Source organism: Acinetobacter sp. ANC 4973, assembly GCF_002135275.1.
Lineage (GTDB): Bacteria > Pseudomonadota > Gammaproteobacteria > Pseudomonadales > Moraxellaceae > Acinetobacter > Acinetobacter kyonggiensis.
Map to the genome: position 1 here is coordinate 14,854 of NZ_NEGM01000012.1, position 19,907 is coordinate 34,760.

The following is a 19,907-nucleotide window of genomic DNA, read 5'->3' on the forward strand; positions in this document are numbered from 1 at the left end:
AACCATAAAAACCCGTTTGAATTTAAAATAAAAACCCACTTTAAGCTGTGGATAAATTAATTTTCACATGCACATCAAACAAGAATAACCCACTCATAAAACTTATCCACATATAAGTACTGAAATAAAACCAGCTTTTTTATTTATTTAGATACCGTTTTTCAGCTTAAAAATCTGAGTTCTATAATTTTCCAAGCCCCTTGATTGCCCCATAATTCCTGAATTTGTTTCTGATTTTCCAAACCAATGAGAATTTTACAGTGCGTCAAATCTCGATCAAATTCAAACTCTTCAAATTCTATGGCTGGTTTTTGCGGTTTCCACACCCCATTTTTTACAGCATGCGCAATACGTTCATAACGGGTAAAAGTACCTTCCACACGCCCTTCTTGCTCATACACCACTTTGAAATCTGCATGCTCATATTGAGCCAACAGATCAAAATTTCCGGTAAAAAATGCATTCACCCAAATATCTCGGATCTTTTCTAGTTGATTATCCATCGTGCTAACCTCGTAATATTGCATAATGATTTCCTGTGTTTACAAGCATCATGACAGAGCAATAAGTCATTTTAATAAAAAATATGATTAAAATTTAATCATATTTAAATCAAAATAGCATTAAAAAAGCATCCCGAAGGATGCTTTTTATCACTTAGCTCATCAACACATTAGGCATCAATATCCGCATTTAAAGCATTTTCTTCAATGAAGGCACGACGTGGTTCCACATCATCTCCCATCAAACAAGAGAACATACGATCTGCTTCAATCGCATCATTAATGGTCACTTGCAACATGTTACGGTTTTCAGGATCCATGGTGGTTTCCCAAAGCTGTTCCGCGTTCATCTCACCCAAACCTTTATAGCGCTGGATCATCATGCCACGACGTGAGTCGGATAAAATATGTTGCCAAACTTGATGGAAAGTGGCGACATTAATTTTACGCTCACCTTTTTGCAAATAAGCACCATCTTCAAGCAAGGTAAACCAACTCTTCGAATTTTGCAGTAAACGCTTGTATTCACTTGAAGCAAATAATCCAGAATCAAGTAAATAATGATGCGGCAAGTTATGTACATAGACCGTTACACGTGGCCAATAATGCGTCACTTTCTCACCATCTACATGTTCTTTTTCAAAAGCTTCTAAGGTGATTTCAGGACGCAAACTTGGTTGGTGTTGTTCAATTGCTGCACGTAACTGTTCAGACCATTGTTTTACATAATCTTCATCATGATTTTGATCAAGTTTAAATGCATCTAAACCCAGTAAACCATCCAGCAAACTTGCAGGATAACGTAGCGTTAAACGATTTAAACTTTTTTGTGAAGTTTGATAATCAGCAATCACTTTGGCTAGAGACTCACCACGAATCGCTGGAGCTTCGCTACTTACATGCAGTTCAAGCTCATCAATCGCATTCGAAATAAGATAGGTTTCTAAAGCATCATTATCTTTAAGATATTGCTCTTGCTTACCTTTTTTCAACTTATACAAGGGTGGCTGGGCAATATAGATATAACCACGTTCCACAAGTTCTGGCATTTGACGGAAGAAGAAGGTCAACAGTAGCGTACGAATGTGCGAACCATCGACGTCGGCATCGGTCATGATGATGATTTTGTGATAACGTAATTTATCAGGATTGTATTCTTCACGGCCAATACCACAACCCAGTGCAGTAATTAGCGTGCCCACTTCCTGAGAGGAAATCATTTTGTCAAAACGCGCACGTTCTACGTTTAAAATTTTACCCTTAAGCGGAAGAATGGCTTGCATCTTACGGTTACGACCCTGTTTTGCAGAACCGCCCGCCGAGTCACCTTCGACCAAGTAAAGTTCAGACAATGCTGGATCTTTTTCTTGGCAATCGGCCAGTTTACCAGGCAGACCAGCAATATCTAATGCACTCTTACGACGTGTCATTTCACGTGCTTTACGCGCAGCATCACGTGCACGAGCAGCATCAATAATTTTGCCTGCAATTGATTTAGCCGCTTGTGGGTTTTCTAAAAGATATTCAGAAAAAGACTTGTTCATCGCCTGCTCTACAGCAGTTTTCACTTCACTGGAAACCAATTTTTCTTTGGTTTGTGATGAGAATTTCGGATCAGGCACTTTCACTGAAACAATTGCGGTTAAACCTTCACGGGCATCATCACCTGTGACAGCAACTTTTTCTTTCTTGAGAATATTTTCACTATCCAAATACTGGTTTAAACCACGTGTTAACGCGGCACGGAAACCAGCTAAATGCGTACCACCATCTTTTTGCGGAATGTTATTGGTAAAGCAACGAACATTTTCTTGATAACTATCATTCCACTGTAACGCGACTTCAACCGTAATGCCTGTTTCCACAACCTCACTGGTAAAATGAAAAATCTCATTTAAGTGAGTTTTACCTTGATTGATATATTTTACAAATTCAGACAAACCGCCTTCATAATCAAATACATGTTCAGCATTGATACGTTCATCACGTAATACAATACGAACCCCAGCATTTAAGAATGAAAGTTCACGCAAACGACGCGCCAAAATATCGACATTGAAAATCGTTTGAGAGAAGGTTAACTCACTCGGATAGAAACGAACGGTTGTTCCTGACTCAGTGGTTTCACCAATTTCACGTAATTTATAAACTGGATCGCCATGATGATATTCTTGTTCAAAAACTTTACCAGCACGACGAATATTCAGTAATAATTTACTCGACAAGGCATTTACAACAGAAACACCTACCCCGTGTAAACCACCGGAAACTTTATAGCTATTATCATCAAACTTACCGCCAGCATGCAGAATGGTTAAAATCACTTCAGCGGCAGATACCCCTTCTTCAGGGTGAATATCCGTTGGAATCCCACGACCGTTATCTGCAACACTTACAGACTCATCTTCATGGATGGTGACTAAGATTTCATCACAGTGACCCGCTAAGGCTTCATCAATCGCATTATCGACCACCTCAAACACCATGTGATGTAAACCTGAACCATCGTCAGTATCACCAATATACATACCTGGACGCTTACGAACAGCATCTAGGCCACGTAATACTTTGATACTAGAGGAATCATAAGCCTTTTCATTGGTTTGTTCTGTTTGAGAAGCAGCTTGATCTTCTGAACTCATGGTTTCTCCCTAGTGAAATAAAGGTCTATCCAAAGATGGGTAAAATCTAAAAACTATTGCACAACAACTTGAACTTGACCGTTTTCAACATTGAATAATTGATAAGAAATAGACAAATCATGTAAATGTTTTTTTACTGATTCATGCTCTAAAGTGGTAATAAAAACTTGACTACCTAGTTGGCTCAATCGCTCAATTAATCGTCGCTGTGCGGTTAAATCTAATTCTGCTGTCAGATCATCTAATAATACCACAGTTTCCTTATTACAGGCATGCAGCATTGCAATCTGTGACAGTTTTAAGGCCATAATCAGCAGCTTTTTTTGCCCCCGTGAAAGTACCACATCAGCATCGCCTAGCGTTGTTTTTAAACGTAAATCTGCACGATGTGGACCATATTCAGTATAACGTCGATCGACATCTTTCTGATGATGTACGGTTAAGTCATTCAGCAAACCCTGTTCGGTATGAAAGCCTGCACTATATTCCAATTGAATCTCTAAATCAGGCAATAAATGCTTTAAATCCTGCTCCAAATAAACTTTCCATTGCTCGACGATTCCACTGCGTTGTGAATGCAACATTTCGCCATATTCCGCCAACATTTTGTTCCACGGTTCCAATTCATTCAAACCGATATTTCGTCTCGATTTCAACAAACTGTTACGTTGTTTTAAAGCACGAGAATAATATTGCCATGCATGATAAAACTCAGGTTCCACGTGGAACATCAACCAATCAATCAATTGTCGCCGTGGTTTTGCGCCATGATCAATAATATCGGTGCTTTGTGGGTCGATGTGTTGTAAAGGCAGAAGTTTAGCCAATTGTCCTTGAGTGGCAATATGATCGCCATTAACTTTAATCAGCTGCTCACCTGACAATAATTTTTGCATCCCAATTTTTTCAGTGGCAGACTGTGCAAAAACAATGGCATTGGCTGTTTCATTTTGAATATAGTTTTTCGGGATATGGGTACGGAAGGAACGCCCTGTCGCCAATAAATGAATGGCTTCAAGAATAGATGTTTTCCCAGAACCATTCGGGCCATAAAAGACATTAAACGGCTGCAACTCTTGAAGTGCAACCGTTTTTAAGTTTCGAACACGTTCTATATTTAAACGCGTAATATGCATCGTTTGATCTTGTCAAAAATCTGCAAATTAAACACGCATCGGCATCACAACATAGGTTTGATCTTGTTGTGATGGATCGTGTACCAATACAGATTGGTTAGCCTCAGTCATAGTCATCGATACATCATCACCATCTAAAGCACCCAATACATCCAACAAATATTGTGCATTAAATGACATTTCCATCGGTGCATCAGCATATTGAATCGCTAAATCTTCAATTGCCTCATCTTGTTCTGGATTATTGGCACGAAGTTGCAAACAGTCCGCACCAAAGTTTAAAAACACACCACGTAATTTTTCATTACTTAAAATGGCAACACGTTGTAGCGATTGCTTAAATACATCATGCGCAATCAATACATTTTTATCACCACCACGTGGAATCACGCGACGGTAATCGGGGAATTTCCCATCAATCAATTTCGTGGTAAAACGAACCGTAATACTGCCTTGTTCTTTGTCACGACTGGCGATGCTAATGGTCACATTTAACAATTCACGACCAATCAGTAAAGACAATTGTTCATCTTCAATACTAAGTAAGCGTTGTAATTCAGCAACCGCTTTTCGTGGAACAATGGCTTGAATGGCTTGAGTCGCAGTTGACGTTGCTGCGGTTTCACATAATGCTAAACGATGACCATCTGTCGTCACTGCACGAAGTTGATTTTGATCAATTTCAAGCAATGTCCCAGTTAAATAAAAACGCACATCTTGCACCGCCATCGCAAAAGCCGTTTTCTCAAATAAGCGTTTTAATTCACGCTGAGTCACCGTCACTTGCGTGCCTTGAGCATTTTCAGTGCTTAATAGCGGATAATCTTCAGCAGGCAGTGTTCCCAACACAAAACGACTATTGCCCGATTTTAAAATACAACGATCTTCAGTAATTTGCAGGTCTATCAAGGCCGCAGCGGGTAACGATTTACAGATGTCCATCAATTTACGTGCAGGAACAGTTGTTTCACCCACCTGTAAACATGCACCCTCAGCCAAATGGGTGCTGGCGACCAATTCTACTTCTAAATCTGAACCAGTAATGGTTAACGATTCGGTGCTTACTTGAATCTTGACATTAGATAAAATATTTAAAGTATGGCGACGTTCAACCGCTCCTACGACATGTGATAGAACATTAAGTAAGCTTTCTTTCGCGATTTTCAAACGCACGGCATATTCCTCTAACAACTGAAGATTTCAGGTCAATTAACTAATTTTTTAGCAGTGTACTATGCGGCAGAATATGCCGCATTGCAAGAATAGAATTTGATCAAAACAGATCAACTTTGCAGCAAACGCTGCAGGTTTTTATAGTCTTCATTGAAGATCGGATCTTGTTCACGAAGACTCAGTACTTTCTCACAGGCATGCATCACGGTACTGTGATCACGCCCGCCAAATGCCATACCAATTTCAGGAAAACTATCCCCTGTCAGTTCACGCGCCAGCCCCATGGCCAACTGACGTGGACGTGCATAAATACGGGTACGCTTAGGGCCCACAATTTCTTTTAATGGAATACGGAAATATTCGCTCACCACGCGCTGAATATTTTCAGTACTGATGGTTCTTGCACGAATCGCTAACACATCTTTTAATGATTCACGCACTACATCCAAATCAATTGGTGTGCCTTTAAAACGAGAAATGGCAACCACTTTATTGAGTGCACCTTCAAGCTCACGTACATTGGCCACGACTTGTTGTGCGACAAATAACGCACAATTACGCGGTAAATCTACGCCATTGCTTTCGGCTTTTTTCAATAAAATTTCAATCCGGGTTTCAATATCGGGTGGTTCTACACCGACCGACAAGCCCCAAGAAAAACGTGAAACTAAACGTGCATCAAGTTCCGTGAGTTCTTTAGGATAACGATCCGAAGTCAAAATAATCTGCTTCGATTCATCAAGTAATGCATTAAAGGTATAAAAAAATTCGACCAAACTGGCTTCTTTACCCGCAAGCAAATGAATATCATCGACCAATAACAAATCTAAAGAGCGACAATTTTTCTTAAATTCTTCAACCTTGCCCTGCTGTAAAGAACTGACAAAATCTTGGACAAAACTCTCTGCCGTCATATACATGACACGCGCATTTGGTTTTGCTTGTAACAAAGCATTCCCCACAGCCTGCATTAAATGCGTTTTACCTAAACCTGTCGGGCCATACAAAAATAAGGGATTATGCTGCGAAGCCCCTAATTGCGTTAAAACTTTACGACACGTTTCTGCCGCCATTTGGTTAGAACGGCCTTCAACAAATAATGAAAAAGTAAATAATGGGTTTAATAAACGCTTACGACTATTTTTTACCGTTGATTCTTCTTTTTCTTTTCGTGGCCTAACAATTGCAGCAGGAGCAGATTGCAGTGCAGCCGTTGTGGTAGCGGGTTGTTCATTGGCTGACAAAATTGCACCTGGACGAGAATCCACCAAAATTTCAACTTTACGTACACGACCTTCTGACATTTGCTCTGCCAAAATCGTGATTAACTCAAGATGATGTTCTTGAATATAACGTGTCCAATAAGGATTGGGTGCATACAGTCTTAATGTGTCATTAAGCTCTTCAGCAACCAAAGGGCGAATCCACATTGTAAAGACATTCCCCGAAAGCTCCTGTCGCAAACGAGTTAAACAGTCTGTCCAAAGCATGTGAAACCCCTATTTATTCCATTTATTGGTAAAAAATTATTTGAGCCCGACTAAGCGGGTCGCCATTCTATCGAAGTTATCCACATCTGTCATGGCAAAATTAGCGAAATATCGCTTTAAAAAGTAATTTTCAATTTACATTTAAATTTAAAACATGGTGTGGATAAACTTACCACTAAGCTGTGGATAAAATATAGCACAAAGTTATCCACAATTTAATAAAGTTATAAAAACATGTTTATCCACAAGATAAGTTTATGGTTAATAAAGATAAAAAATGCTTTTCCACAGAAAAACAGCTCCCTAATAGTAATAAATTTAAATTTATAAATTTGAATTTAATTAATAAGAGCACTTTGCTTTGGGGATAACTCTCAATATTTTTAAATTTAAATTCAAAAGTCAGCAAATAAATCTTATCAACACTAAGTTGTGGATAATATTGTGAATATTTCTGTTTATAACTTATGTTGTTTTATTAATCAATAGTTTGTGTTGTGTATAAAATACAAACAGCTTGAAATTAATTCAATAATTCGAATGATCTTGATTTTTTAAAAAAAAGACTTATTTTGCAAGAAAGTTTGTTTTTGATTGACAGCTCATTGAATGAGCACTAGAATCGCGAACCTTCATAGAAAGATCATTTTTGGAGTTTCAATATGAAACGTACATTTCAACCATCAGAATTAAAGCGTAAGCGTGTTCATGGTTTCCGTGCTCGTATGGCTACTAAAGCTGGTCGTCAAGTATTAGCTCGTCGTCGTGCAAAAGGTCGTCATAGCTTAACTGTTTAATTAGTTAAGTTATTACGATTTTGGGTGTTATGACACTTTATGGCTTCAGCACAGACGTACGTATACGCTGTGCTGCCGATTATAAAAGTGTGTTTGATGGTGCGCTTTTTAAAGTGCATCAACCCCATTTCTTATTTTTGGCAAAAAATTCCGAACAACCTACAAGTCGTTTGGGTATTGTTGTTGCTAAGAAAAAAGTGCGTCGCGCACATGAAAGAAATAGAGTAAAACGTCTTGCTCGCGAAAGTTTTCGCCTACATCAACAGCAATTAGATTTATTAGATATTGTGGTCATGCCTAAAGTAGGTATTGAAGCAATTCCTAATGCAGAATTGCAGCAGCAATTACAATTTGCTTGGCAGAAATTGCAACGCCTTGCCAATAAGCATAAAAAGATAGCTCCCTCCCCACAAAAGTAGAGATGGCCAATGGTACGTTTACTGCATTGGTTGATTCGATTTTATCAGATCGCGATTAGTCCTTTATTGGGACCACGCTGTCGTTATATTCCAACATGTTCTCAATACACTTTAGAAGCAGTTCATTCTTATGGTGCTGTGCGTGGTGCGTGGTTAGCTACAAAACGTATTTGTCGTTGTCATCCTTGGGGTGGTTCTGGTTATGACCCTGTTCCCCAGAAAGCAATTCGTTTTATTTCATTTCAGCAAATAGATTCTCAAATGCTTCACGTTGTTGTACCCTTTCGTGATCGTTTATTGAACCGAAATCACTCCTCTAACTACTTGGGATAATAGATATGCAACAATGGGCCAGGTTTGCAATTCTAGGGGCCATGTTTGTCGTCGCATATTTGCTTATTTTGGCATGGCAAAAAGATTATGGTCATGCGGAAACCAAACCTCAGCAAGAAGCTGCGGTTGTTTCGCATGAAGTATCTGCAGATTTGCCAAATGGTCAAACAGCTACTGCAGCGTCTGACATGCCTCAAGCAAATATTGCAACTCAGCAAACAACAACAGATGCTACGGCACCTGTAAGTCAACAGCTTATTTCAGTACACACTGACCTTTATCATCTTTGGATTAATCCTAAAGGTGGTGACATTGTTCGTATTGAATTATTGAACCATGATAAAAATAAAGACAGTGATCAACCGTTTGTCATGCTGGAAAGCGATGCAAAACGTACTTATGTTGCTCAGTCTGGTTTGATTGGTTTAAATGGGCCAGACAGTAACCGTAATGGCCGCCCTGTTTATGAGATTGAAAAATCATCTTATAGCTTAGCGGATGCTAAAGCAGAAAAAACTAAAGACGGCAAAGCTGTTAAAATTTTATCTGTACCAATGGTTTATAAAACGGCTGATGGTGTAGAAATTATCAAGACATTTACCTTTAAACAAGGTGAATATCCGATTATTGTGAATCACAAAATTGTCAATCGTAGTGCAGGCAATTGGCAAGGTCAGATGTTTGGTCAAATCAAACGTGATAATTCAGATGATCCAGGTAAATCAGACCAAGGTATTTTCACCCTAGGAACATTCTTGGGTGGTGCTTGGGGTACGCCTGAAGAACATTACAACAAGCTTAAATTTGCTAACTTCAATGAAGAAAAATTGAATGTAGAAGCAAAAGGTGGCTGGGTTGCAATGGTTCAACACTATTTTGTTAGTGCTTGGATTCCGGGTGATCTCAAACTGACTCAAGCGGGTGGTCAGCCTTATAGTGCGAAATTAGAATCGCGCCAATCAACAGACAACATGAACATTATTGGTTTCACTTCACCGATGATTAATGTGCCTGCGGGTACTGCGGCTGAATTGGATGCAACATTCTATTCAGGTCCTAAAGTTCAATCTGAACTCAAAGATTTGGCTGTTGGTTTAAACCAAACTGTAGATTATGGCTGGTTATGGCCAATTGCGAAATTATTGTTCGTTGGCTTAGAGTTCTTCCACGGATTAGTGGGCAACTGGGGCTGGTCTATTATTTTATTGACTATCTTGGTGAAACTGATTCTTTGGCCATTGTCGTCTAAGAGCTACCGTTCTATGGCGAAAATGCGTGTGATTGCACCAGAAATGCAACGCATGAAAGAAGAGTTCGGTGAAGATCGTATGCGCTTCTCTCAAGAGATGATGGCACTGTACAAACGTGAACAAGTCAACCCGCTTGCAGGTTGTTTGCCACTGTTAATGCAAATGCCGATTTTCTTAGCCTTATACTGGGTATTGATGGAGTCTGTAGAACTTCGTCACGCACCTTGGTTAGGCTGGATTCAAGATTTGTCTGCAATGGACCCGTGGTTTATCCTACCTTTATTGATGGGTGCAACCATGTTTATTCAGCAGTCTTTAAATCCACAACCGGCTGATCCAATGCAGGCGAAAGTCTTCAAAATCATGCCAATTGTCTTCACTGTATTTATGTTGTTCTTCCCTGCGGGCTTGGTGTTGTACTGGATTGTCAATAACAGTATCACCATCTTGCAACAAAGTTTGATCAACAAAAGTGTTGAAAAAGACCGTGCCAAACGCGAAGTTGTTTAATCACGACTGATTGCGAATAGCTGAATAAATCCGCTTAAGATGGTAATCTTAGGCGGATTTTTATTTGGCTGTGATTTAGGATTTTTTGAGGTGAATTTTATGCAAAACCGAACAACGATTGCTGCAATTGCGACGCCACCTGGACGTGGCGGTGTCGGTGTCATTCGTCTGTCAGGTCCTAAATCCTATGCTATTGCCGAAGCCTTGACGCAAAAAAATCTACCGAAGGCACGCTTTGCTGGTTTTCGGCAGTTTTATGATGCTGCTGGTGAGGTGATGGATGAGGGCTTAGCGATTTGCTTTCCCAACCCACATTCATTTACCGGTGAAGATGTGGTGGAGTTACAAGGGCATGGTGGTCCTGTCATTCAAAATGCTTTGCTGGCACGTTTGTTGGAACTGGGAGCAATTGCAGCCAAAGCCGGTGAGTTTTCGATGCGTGCTTTTGAAAATGGCAAGTTAGATTTAGTTCAAGCCGAAGCCATTGCCGACTTGATTGATGCAACATCACAAGCAGCTGCTCGTTCTGCGGTACGTTCTTTACAAGGTGCATTTTCAACGCGTGTGAATACCGTGTTAGAAAAACTGATTCATTTGCGTTTACATGTAGAGGCTGCGATTGATTTCCCTGAAGAAGAAATCGATTTTTTGGCTGACGGTAAAATTCTAGCGCTATTGCAAGATGTGCAAAGCTCGGTTGCGGCAGTACAAGCCTCGGCACGTCAGGGTCAGTTGCTACGTGAAGGTTTACAGGTGGTGATTGCAGGGAAGCCCAATGCAGGAAAATCGTCGTTACTTAATACCCTAGCAGGAAATGAACGTGCCATTGTCACGGATATTGCGGGTACAACGCGTGATGTATTACATGAAAAAATTAGTTTAAATGGTTTGCCGATTACCCTTACGGATACTGCTGGTTTACGTGAAACGGGCGACATTGTCGAGAAAGAAGGCATTCGCCGCGCAATTAAAGAAATTGAACAAGCCGACTTGTTACTATTGGTGTATGACTTAAGCCAAGGCGAAGACCCTTTGCAATTGGCACAGAATTATTTTGCTGAGCATCTTGAACCGAAACGCTTAATGTTAATTGCCAATAAGTGTGATTTAACCCATGCCCCAGCCGATATTGGTGATTATCAGGGTTTTCGTCATATCACGGTTTCTGCTAAGCAGGAAACGGGTGTTCAATCGCTTATAGATGCGATTACAGCGCATGCGGGCTTTCAACCAGAAGAAGATAACTTTATCGCACGTACACGCCATTTAGATGCAATGAAGCGTACACAGGTGTATTTGGCTGAAGCGCATGAGCAGTTAGTGGTGTATCAAGCGGGTGAGTTAGTGGCTGAATCTTTGCGACTGGCACAAAATGCTTTGGCAGAAATTACCGGTGAATTTAGTGCTGATGATTTACTCGGTAAGATTTTTGGATCTTTCTGTATTGGAAAGTAATCTATAAAAGAATCAATTGAAGGGCATATTCGATGCCCTTTTTTTATTTTTAAAATTGATCAACAGCCGAGAGATGATGCTGCATGACAAGATCTAAGACAATTTATAGGTAAAGAAGTGCGGTAAAAAAGTAAAACCATATTTACATCATAACATTGATGAAATTGTAGATTCTTTACAGTTAAAACTTTTCTAAAATTGATTAAAAAAATAGCCTTCAAATGAAGGCTATTTTTTTAATGATGCAATTTTCTTATGCCAAACAATTAAAGTTAAGCAGAGTAAACCAACGCCTATACAAAATCCTAAAACACCGGTGGTTAAACCAAAATGATCTGCTAAATAACCCACGGCAATAATCGGCACAATCGTGCCTAAATAACCAATAAATAAATAGGTCGACATCACGGCTGCACGGTTATCTGCGGTAGTCATTTGGTGAATTAAACCAAATGCACCTAACAAGCCTAAGCCATGCCCTATACCCAACAAAATATCGCTGATAAAGAACAAAATGCTCCACTGCATAATCATGCATAAGCCGAGTAAAATAAAACTGAGCAGCAAGGTCATCAACCCTAAAGTTAAGCTTTTAGCCGCAGTCAGATCTTTAGCAAAAAATTGTACTAAAGCAGAAATGAGTAAAATACTCGAAATTGCAGCCCCACTAATCAAAGGCCCATGCCAAGGAATTAAATCTTTAACAAAAGAAGGTGACAGCGATGCGAATAAACTAAAGGCTGCAAAAGCACAAAATGCGGTGAAGCCTGCAATAAAAAATAATGACTTATATTGAGCTTCTGGTGTTTCTAAACGCGGTGCAATGGAAAAAGGTTGAGCTTTAAATTGTGGGACTTTTAGCCAAAACAAACAAAAAAAGCATAAAATTGCTGCTGCAATAATCGGTAAATAAGGTGTCGTTAAGGGGGAAGTCGAAAATTGTGCAATCAATCCACCAATAAATGGCCCCAATCCAAAACCAATCACCGTAATGATCGAACTTAACTGAGGTGCATTTGGCTTATGACGCTCTGGAATTGTCGTAATGAGACCCAACATTGCCGAAGTGCTGATCAGTCCTGAAGCAATGCCAATAATAAAGCGCCCAAAAGCCAACCAAGTTGCATTGGGAGAAATGGCGGAAATGACTAAGCCTAAGATGACAAAAAGGATGCCGATTTGTAAGGTGCGTAGAAATCCTAAACTGTTACTGATACGACCTAAGAATAGCAATGTTGCCAGACAACCAAACATATAGGCGACAAAGATATAGGTAATATGGCTAGGGAGTAGATGCCAGAGTTCTTGATAAATGGGATATAAAGGACTGGCGAGTGCCGTTCCAATGGTTCCAATACAAAGTGCTAGGCTGACCATGAGAAAGGGTCGCCATGATTGTTGAGTCATCATGTCGGGTCACAAAAATACCCGCTAAATTTAAAATATAGCGAACATTTGCAGAGAAATAAGAAGAGTTGTAGATTAGTTCCTCTTCAACGACCACGTCAATTTATAAGATGTAACTCATTTAACCATAACGCTTTAATAATTTTAAAAACTCAGCAAGTTCATTTTCATTCACTTCAGTTTGTTCCTTAATCACGTGATGGCGCAAATGAGACTCGATTAATTCAGTCATTAAACCGTTTACCGCCCCTTTAATTGCAGCGACTTGCTGTAATACCGTAATACACGAGTTTTCAGGGCTATTTAAAGCTTGCTCTACTGCATTAATTTGCCCTTGTAAGCGTTTAACACGATTTTTAATTTTCTGATCTTGATGTAAATGAGCCAATACAATACTCCAAAAAATCAATATACTGTAGGGGAGTATATTTTAACACTAAGATTATGCAAAAAGCCCCACTCATACGATCACATACTCATCAGTTTGATGAAGGTAATCCCCTCGCACAAAAACGTATCCTCTTCGCGACTATTCTAACGGCAGTCATGATGTTATTAGAAGTGATCGGCGGTTGGATTTACAATTCAATGGCATTGCTTGCTGATGGTTGGCATATGAGTTCGCATATGTTGGCACTGGGCTTGGCTTATTTTGCCTATCGCTCTGCCCGTCATTATGCCAAGGATAGCTGTTTTAGTTTTGGGACATGGAAAATTGAAATTCTAGCGGGCTATAGCAGCGCCATTTTATTGATGGTGATGGCATTATTTATGGCCTTTCAGTCTGTAGAACGACTATTTAACCCTGTTGATATTCACTATAACCAAGCCATTCCAATTGCAATTTTGGGTTTAGTGATTAATCTGATCTGTGCTTGGCTACTGCATGATGGTCACCATCACCATCACCATCACCATCACCATCATGAGCATGCTCATATCCATTATGATTTAAATCAAAAAGCAGCTTTTATGCATGTCGTGGCGGATGCGGTTACTTCAATTTTTGCCATTATTGCTTTGTGCGCAGCGAAGTATTTGGATTGGGGTTTTCTTGATGCCATATTGGGTATCGTGGGTTCAATTTTGGTTGCAAAATGGGCGATTGGTCTGATACAAGAGACTGGAAAAACCTTACTCGATGCAGAAATGAATCATCCCGTGGTCGAGGAAATTCGTGAAGTGATTGCTGAGTTTCCTCAGGCTGATATTACTGATTTGCATGTATGGAAAGTTGGAAAGGGAAAGTTTTCTTGTATTTTGGCTTTAGTCACTGATTCCGATTTAAATGCAGACCAAGTTCGTGAGGCGTTATCCATTCATGATGAAATCGTGCATATCTCGGTAGAAATAAATTTTCTGTAAAAAATAGATATGTTCCACGTGAAACCTGAAGCATGCAATATGTTTGGTTTAAGTAATGACAGTTAAAAATGACTAAAGTTCTGCTCGGATTTTGAGTAGAATCAGCTTGAATAATTTGAACCTTTGAGTAAAAAACATGATTAAAAAAACATTGGCATTGGCTTTCGTCAGCTTTATTTCAACCTTAAGTTTGGCCAATGTTGATACGGTCAAAAGTAACCTTACGAAACAACATCCAAATTTGAAGATTGAAAATATTCAAACCACCGAGATGAAAGGTATTTATAGTGGTTCGATGGATGGTCAAGTGGTATATGTTGGTGAAGATACACAGCATATTTTAATTGGTTCAATGTTTCGTTTAAGTGATCAGAAAAATTTAACCAAAGATTTAATGCTCAAGCAAAATACTATTGATTGGAAAAAATTACCTTTACAGGATGCTGTAAAAACGGTGCGAGGTAATGGTAAACGCCAGATCGCGGTCTTTTCTGATCCAAATTGTCCATATTGTAAACAGCTTGAGACTGAATTAACCAAGTTGAATGATGTCACGATTTATACTTTTATTTACCCGATTAAAACGCAATCTATTGCTGTTTCAAAACAGGTTTTCTGTGAAAAAGATGCTGCTTTAGCATGGTCAAATTTGATTGCCAAAGGCATTCAACCGAGCTCGAAAAAAACCTGTGCCAATCCTATTGAGCGTAATTTAACTTTAGGTAAGTCACTGGCTTTAAATGGCACACCCGCGATTATCTTTTCCAATGGTTTTAAAGTGATGGGTGCCTACCCTGCACAAGAAATAGAAAAAATGTGGCAAGAGTTAGGTTTATAGGATATTGCTTGCTGAACTAAAGCATAAAAAAGTACCTTGCAGAAAGGTACTTTTTTATTTGGGCAGTTACGCATCTTAAAGTGTCTTTAGCCGCCAGATTTTTTTGAAACCAAGTTATAAAGAAATAAGATAATAATGGCGCCAATGACTGAGGCAATAAATCCAGCAGCAGAGTTTTCACCATAAAGTCCGAGCAAACGCCCACCATAAGTTGCTAATAAAGACCCTGCAATACCCAATAAAGCGGTAATCAAAAAACCTGCTTTATCATCTCCTGGATGAATGGCTCGAGCAATTAAGCCCGCAATAAAACCGACCACGATCGCAACGATGAGTGACCACATGTGTCTTCTCCTTTTTTATCGTTTGTTTATCTACTTTCAATTCGCTTTCATGTTCATAATTAATCATTTATCGAAAATGAAATAGATCAATCATGCTAATAACTGTTGTTTTTATGTTCGTTTTAAAGTGTGGTGAATAAAAAAAAGTGGCCTTCGGCCACTTTAAGTCTCTATTGGTAGCTATAGTGTGCTTATAGACCAATTTCACCAATAAAGGGAATATGGCGATATTTTTGGTCGAAGTCTAAGCCATAACCCACAATAAATTTATCTTCAACTTCAAAGCCTAGAAATTTCACATCAAGTTCGATTTCACGGCGTGAAGGTTTACTGATTAAAGTACATAGTTCGATAGAATGAGGATTACGGGTGCTTAAAATTTCCAGCACTTTGCTGAGGGTATTGCCCGAATCAATAATATCTTCAATAATCAGAACATCTTTACCGCGAATTTCGCCGTCTAAATCTTTTAAAATTTTGACATCACGTGTTGATGTCGTACCGCCACCGTAACTAGATACCGTCATAAAGTCGAGTTCATGCGGTTTACTAATGGTACGGCATAAATCAGCCATGAAAATAACTGAACCGCGAAGTAAACCAATCAGCACAAGTTCTTTGTCACTATGGGCATAGTGAGCATCAATTTTTGCACCAAGCTCTTTGACTTTAGCGTGAATTTCTTCCGCTGAGATCATTACGCTCATATGAATGGTCATGGGTAGATACCTAAAAGCAAATCAAAAAATAAAAAAGGTGTTGACCAGCAACACCTCAAAAGATGTTGTAATTTTAATACATCTACTCAAGAGATGCATCTTTTTTGCAGTTGAAAATGTATTCAGCCTTGAGTTGTACAGTCTCATACCTGATTTAAAAAGCACAACTCAGCACGATTAACATCAGCAATACATTCTTTTTACTGCCTCTTTTTTTTAGTTTTATGCTTTGATATAAACGGGTTCTCCATAAATATAAGTGGCATGGATATTACGATCATCCCCCATAGTCATCAGGGCAAATAAAGCATCTTCTATGCCTTTGGCACGTGCTTGGCGTAGGGCTTGTAAGGCGGTTGCTTTTAAATCTAATACAATAAAATCGGCTTCTTTGCCCAGATTAAAATTCCCCAGTTTATCCGCCAGATCTAAGGCTTTGGCTCCACCTAAAGTCGCGTGATACAAAGATTCAAAAGCAGAAAGTTTATCGCCCTGAAGTTGTTGCACTTTATAGGCTTCATTTAAGGTTTGCAGTTGGTTAAATGACGTGCCTGCACCAATGTCTGTCCCTAAGCCGACTTTGACTTGTTTTTCCCATGTTTTTTTCAAAGGAAATAAACCACTGCCTAAAAATAAATTAGAGGTTGGACAAAAGGCGATGGCAGAGTTTGTCTCATGCATACAGTCCCATTCAGCCTCTTCTAAATGCACACAATGGGCAAAGATCGAGCGCTGTCCTGTTAAACCATAATGATGATAAACATCTAAATAGCCTTGTTGCTCAGGGAATAACTCTTTAACCCACGCAATTTCATTTTTGTTTTCGCTTAAATGGGTATGCACATACACTTCAGGATATTCAGCTTTTAACTGTCCTGCTTTTGCCAGTTGCTCAGGAGTCGAGGTCGGTGCGAAACGTGGCGTAATGGCATACAAGTTACGACCTTTACCATGCCATTTTTCAATCAGTGCTTTAGAGTCGCTATAAGCACTTTCAGCGGTATCACATAAGTCTTCGGGTGCATGACGATCCATCATCACCTTCCCTGCAATTAAACGCATATGATGCTGTTCTGCTGCTTCAAATAATGCATCAACCGATTCAGCATGTACGCTACAAAAAACTAAAGCAGTCGTGGTGCCATTTTTAAGCAGTTCTTGCACAAAAAATTGGGCAATTTGGTCTGCATAGTTTTTGTCTTTAAATTGCAATTCTGTTGGGAAGGTATAACTGTTGAGCCATTCCAGCAGTTGCTCGCCATAAGCGCCGACCATTTCGGTCTGTGGGAAATGAATATGGGTATCAATAAAACCTGGCACAATCAGTTGCTCAGGATAATGCTCAAATGGTATATCTTCATTCAGCAAATGCTGCCCATCTTGCCATGTGCCAAACCACGTAATTTTCCCTGCTGTGATGATGACTAAACCATCTTCAAGGTAACGAATGGCTTGAGGAATATCTGCTGCCTGAGAAACCGTGTGTTGAATATCAAGAAAGCGACCACGAACGGCGCGTTGAGCCTGAATGGGAGACATACAATAACCTTTAACGTGTAATTTTTTCGATTGATTGTACCTGAAATTATTCTATTTTTAGGCATATTGAATGCCGATTGTGAAGAGATCTCAAGGAGCAAAGGATGCAGTTGGCTGAAAACTATCAAAATCTGCTGAAGAAAAACCTTTTAAAGCATCGGGATCTTTATGCCAGATTGCTTTTTTTACGACAAGTGAAACCCGAGGCATTTTGCAGTGCAGGTGTGATTCGCAATCTTATTTGGTCTGTATTGCATGATCAGTATTATGAACTTTCACAGACTGAAATTGATGTGATTTTTTATGATGTAGAAGATCCGTCTGGTTTTGAACAGCGGTATTTGGCTGAAATTTTAAAGCAGAAGTTTCCTGAAAATGACTGGGATGTCGTCAATCAGGCATGGGTTCACCAATGGTACACCACAGAAAATGGCACTTCGATTCAACCGTTACAATCGATTCAACATGCATTGTCTTTATGGCCTGAAACAGCGACGGCAGTTGCTGTACGCTTATTGGAAAATAATGAGCTTGAAATTATTGCACCCTTGGGTCTGGATGATTTATTTGAGTTAAAACTAAGATGGAATACTGCGTTGGTTAGTCATCATGTTTTTATGCAAAGAATGGAAGAAAAGCAGTTTTTGCGCAGATGGAACAAATTAAGCTTGTTATGATGGATGCGCCTTTAACCTGTTTATGAGCATGTTCCCGTATTGAATAGTGGCGGATGGCATTTTCGTATATCTGGTCTTGTCTTTAGTTTTTTATTTTAGGAGTAAAAAAGCCCTCCACGTGGGGAAGGCTTTTATGGTTAGCAAAATATTAAGATAGTGATTCTTGCTTCTTGTTATAGCGAATTGATAACCAAGCGGTAATGGCCAAAGTGATGACAATAAAGCCAAGTGAAATCCAAATTGGCATATGGAATACGTCTAGCATTAACATTTTGAAACCAATAAATAGCAAGATTATTCCTAGACCATAGGGTAAATAGTGCATCTTTGATGCAGCCCCAGCCAGTAAGAAGAACATTGCGCGTAAACCTAAAATCGCCATTAAGTTTGCGGTTAAAACAATAAAGGGATCACTGGTGACTGCAAATATCGCAGGAATAGAGTCGACGGCAAAAATAACGTCCGATGCTTCAACCAAAATTAACACCAGAAATAATGGCGTTGCCCATAACAGACCATTTTGACGAACAAAGAACTTATCCCCTTCTAGCTTAGGTGTGATACGTATGTGCTTACGCAACCACTTTAAAATCGCCATATCTTCAATATTTGGGTCTTCTTCATGTCCTTTTAAGAACTTAAAGCCGGTATAAACGAGGAATGCACCGAAAATATAAAGCACCCATGAGAACTCTTGTACGAACCATGCGCCAATAAAAATAAAGATCGTTCTGAGAACAATCGCGCCAAGTACGCCATAAAGCAGAATTTTACGCTGTAAAGCGGGTGGAATAGCGAAGGCAGCAAAAATCATTAACCAAACAAAGACATTATCAATCGCGAGAGATTTCTCTAATAGATAACCTGCAAAGTATTCCATGACTTTGGTATTTGCGATGGCGATGCCAGCTGTCTGTTGTAGGTAAAACCATAAGCCGCCACCAAATAGAACAGCCACAGAAACCCAAGCCATACTCCAGTATGCTGCGGTTTTAATTTTGACTTCTTGACCTTGTTTTTGTTTAAAGCCTAAAAAGTCGATGGTGAGCATGACGGCAACTAAACCGAAGAATGCTAAATACAGCCATAAATTGCCAATTGTTTCCATGTGAATCCTCCACATCTGACAACTGGCCATAAAAAAACCTTGACCTGTTGCCAGATGATTTAAACATCTGTGTCAACATGATCAAGGTCTTGCCTACATCTGAATACCAATGTTTGGTTATTTCAGATGCTCAGATACCGACTTTTTGCAAAGTGTAATGACGATATTCTGACACGTCAGTCATTTAAAAAGATCAAATGGC

18 protein-coding genes and 1 pseudogene are annotated in these 19,907 nt (G+C 39.4%); 8 read left to right on the plus strand and 11 right to left on the minus strand.

What is annotated here, in order from left to right; genetic code table 11:
* Window positions 1–161: 161 nt before the first annotated feature.
* From B9T30_RS13260 to dnaA, 5 genes are all read right to left on the minus strand, one after another.
* Window positions 162–503: a hypothetical protein gene (locus B9T30_RS13260; RefSeq protein WP_086185419.1), complete on the minus strand. Its 342-nt coding sequence runs from the start codon at window positions 501–503 to the stop codon at window positions 162–164.
* Window positions 504–673: 170 nt separating this feature from the next.
* Window positions 674–3,145: a DNA topoisomerase (ATP-hydrolyzing) subunit B gene (gene gyrB / locus B9T30_RS13265; protein ID WP_086185420.1), complete on the minus strand. Its 2,472-nt coding sequence runs from the start codon at window positions 3,143–3,145 to the stop codon at window positions 674–676.
* 53 nt (window positions 3,146–3,198) lie between these two features.
* Window positions 3,199–4,281, minus strand: a complete 1,083-nt coding sequence (gene recF / locus B9T30_RS13270; RefSeq protein WP_086185421.1) for a DNA replication/repair protein RecF — start codon at window positions 4,279–4,281, stop codon at window positions 3,199–3,201.
* Between the two features lie 27 nt (window positions 4,282–4,308).
* Window positions 4,309–5,454 carry a DNA polymerase III subunit beta gene (gene dnaN / locus B9T30_RS13275; RefSeq protein ID WP_086185422.1) on the minus strand — a complete coding sequence of 382 codons (1,146 nt, stop codon included), beginning with the start codon at window positions 5,452–5,454 and terminating at the stop codon, window positions 4,309–4,311.
* Between the two features lie 110 nt (window positions 5,455–5,564).
* Window positions 5,565–6,944 carry a chromosomal replication initiator protein DnaA gene (gene dnaA, locus B9T30_RS13280; protein WP_086185423.1) on the minus strand — a complete coding sequence of 460 codons (1,380 nt, stop codon included), beginning with the start codon at window positions 6,942–6,944 and terminating at the stop codon, window positions 5,565–5,567.
* 662 nt (window positions 6,945–7,606) lie between these two features.
* Here dnaA and rpmH point away from each other — a divergent pair.
* From rpmH to mnmE, 5 genes are all read left to right on the plus strand, one after another.
* Complete coding sequence (gene rpmH / locus B9T30_RS13285; RefSeq protein WP_000831329.1) at window positions 7,607–7,741, plus strand: 50S ribosomal protein L34; 135 nt, start codon at window positions 7,607–7,609, stop codon at window positions 7,739–7,741.
* 29 nt (window positions 7,742–7,770) lie between these two features.
* The gene (rnpA, locus tag B9T30_RS13290) at window positions 7,771–8,160 is read left to right on the plus strand and encodes a ribonuclease P protein component (protein WP_086166503.1); all 390 of its coding nucleotides are present in this window, start codon (window positions 7,771–7,773) and stop codon (window positions 8,158–8,160) included.
* Between the two features lie 9 nt (window positions 8,161–8,169).
* The gene (yidD, locus tag B9T30_RS13295) at window positions 8,170–8,493 is read left to right on the plus strand and encodes a membrane protein insertion efficiency factor YidD (protein ID WP_086166502.1); all 324 of its coding nucleotides are present in this window, start codon (window positions 8,170–8,172) and stop codon (window positions 8,491–8,493) included.
* A 5-nt stretch (window positions 8,494–8,498) separates the two neighbouring features.
* Entirely contained in the window at window positions 8,499–10,253 is a 1,755-nt protein-coding gene (yidC, locus tag B9T30_RS13300) for a membrane protein insertase YidC (RefSeq protein ID WP_086185424.1), read from the plus strand.
* 99 nt (window positions 10,254–10,352) lie between these two features.
* Window positions 10,353–11,708 (plus strand): tRNA uridine-5-carboxymethylaminomethyl(34) synthesis GTPase MnmE, encoded by a 1,356-nt coding sequence (gene mnmE, locus B9T30_RS13305; protein ID WP_086185442.1) that lies wholly within the window; start codon window positions 10,353–10,355, stop codon window positions 11,706–11,708.
* 228 nt (window positions 11,709–11,936) lie between these two features.
* On the opposite strand, the gene B9T30_RS13310 is transcribed toward mnmE, so the two are convergent.
* Together B9T30_RS13310 and B9T30_RS13315 are read right to left on the minus strand one after the other, a co-directional pair.
* Window positions 11,937–13,115 carry an MFS transporter gene (locus B9T30_RS13310; protein WP_086185443.1) on the minus strand — a complete coding sequence of 393 codons (1,179 nt, stop codon included), beginning with the start codon at window positions 13,113–13,115 and terminating at the stop codon, window positions 11,937–11,939.
* 121 nt (window positions 13,116–13,236) lie between these two features.
* On the minus strand, window positions 13,237–13,503 hold the full coding sequence (locus B9T30_RS13315) for a metal/formaldehyde-sensitive transcriptional repressor (protein WP_086185425.1): 267 nt from the start codon (window positions 13,501–13,503) through the stop codon (window positions 13,237–13,239).
* Window positions 13,504–13,559: 56 nt separating this feature from the next.
* On the opposite strand from B9T30_RS13315, the pseudogene dmeF reads away from it, so the two are divergent.
* Both dmeF and B9T30_RS13325 read left to right on the plus strand, forming a co-directional pair.
* Window positions 13,560–14,509: pseudogene (gene dmeF / locus B9T30_RS13320) on the plus strand (CDF family Co(II)/Ni(II) efflux transporter DmeF).
* Between the two features lie 107 nt (window positions 14,510–14,616).
* Window positions 14,617–15,318, plus strand: a complete 702-nt coding sequence (locus B9T30_RS13325) for a DsbC family protein (protein WP_086185426.1) — start codon at window positions 14,617–14,619, stop codon at window positions 15,316–15,318.
* An 86-nt stretch (window positions 15,319–15,404) separates the two neighbouring features.
* Here the strand turns inward: B9T30_RS13325 and B9T30_RS13330 are convergent, their stop codons facing one another.
* The 3 genes from B9T30_RS13330 to guaD all read right to left on the minus strand — a co-directional run bounded on the left by B9T30_RS13330 (window position 15,405) and on the right by guaD (window position 17,920).
* Window positions 15,405–15,662, minus strand: coding sequence for a GlsB/YeaQ/YmgE family stress response membrane protein (locus tag B9T30_RS13330; protein ID WP_086166497.1), 258 nt, complete (start codon window positions 15,660–15,662; stop codon window positions 15,405–15,407).
* A gap of 191 nt (window positions 15,663–15,853) precedes the next feature.
* Window positions 15,854–16,381 carry a hypoxanthine phosphoribosyltransferase gene (gene hpt / locus B9T30_RS13335; protein WP_086166496.1) on the minus strand — a complete coding sequence of 176 codons (528 nt, stop codon included), beginning with the start codon at window positions 16,379–16,381 and terminating at the stop codon, window positions 15,854–15,856.
* Between the two features lie 222 nt (window positions 16,382–16,603).
* Window positions 16,604–17,920 (minus strand): guanine deaminase, encoded by a 1,317-nt coding sequence (gene guaD, locus B9T30_RS13345; protein WP_086185428.1) that lies wholly within the window; start codon window positions 17,918–17,920, stop codon window positions 16,604–16,606.
* A 104-nt stretch (window positions 17,921–18,024) separates the two neighbouring features.
* On the opposite strand from guaD, the gene B9T30_RS13350 reads away from it, so the two are divergent.
* Window positions 18,025–18,597, plus strand: a complete 573-nt coding sequence (locus tag B9T30_RS13350; RefSeq protein ID WP_086185429.1) for a nucleotidyltransferase family protein — start codon at window positions 18,025–18,027, stop codon at window positions 18,595–18,597.
* 148 nt (window positions 18,598–18,745) lie between these two features.
* On the opposite strand, the gene B9T30_RS13355 is transcribed toward B9T30_RS13350, so the two are convergent.
* A complete protein-coding gene (locus tag B9T30_RS13355) occupies window positions 18,746–19,705 on the minus strand; it encodes a TerC family protein (RefSeq protein ID WP_086166492.1) in 960 nt (319 codons plus the stop codon).
* Window positions 19,706–19,907: the final 202 nt, after the last annotated feature.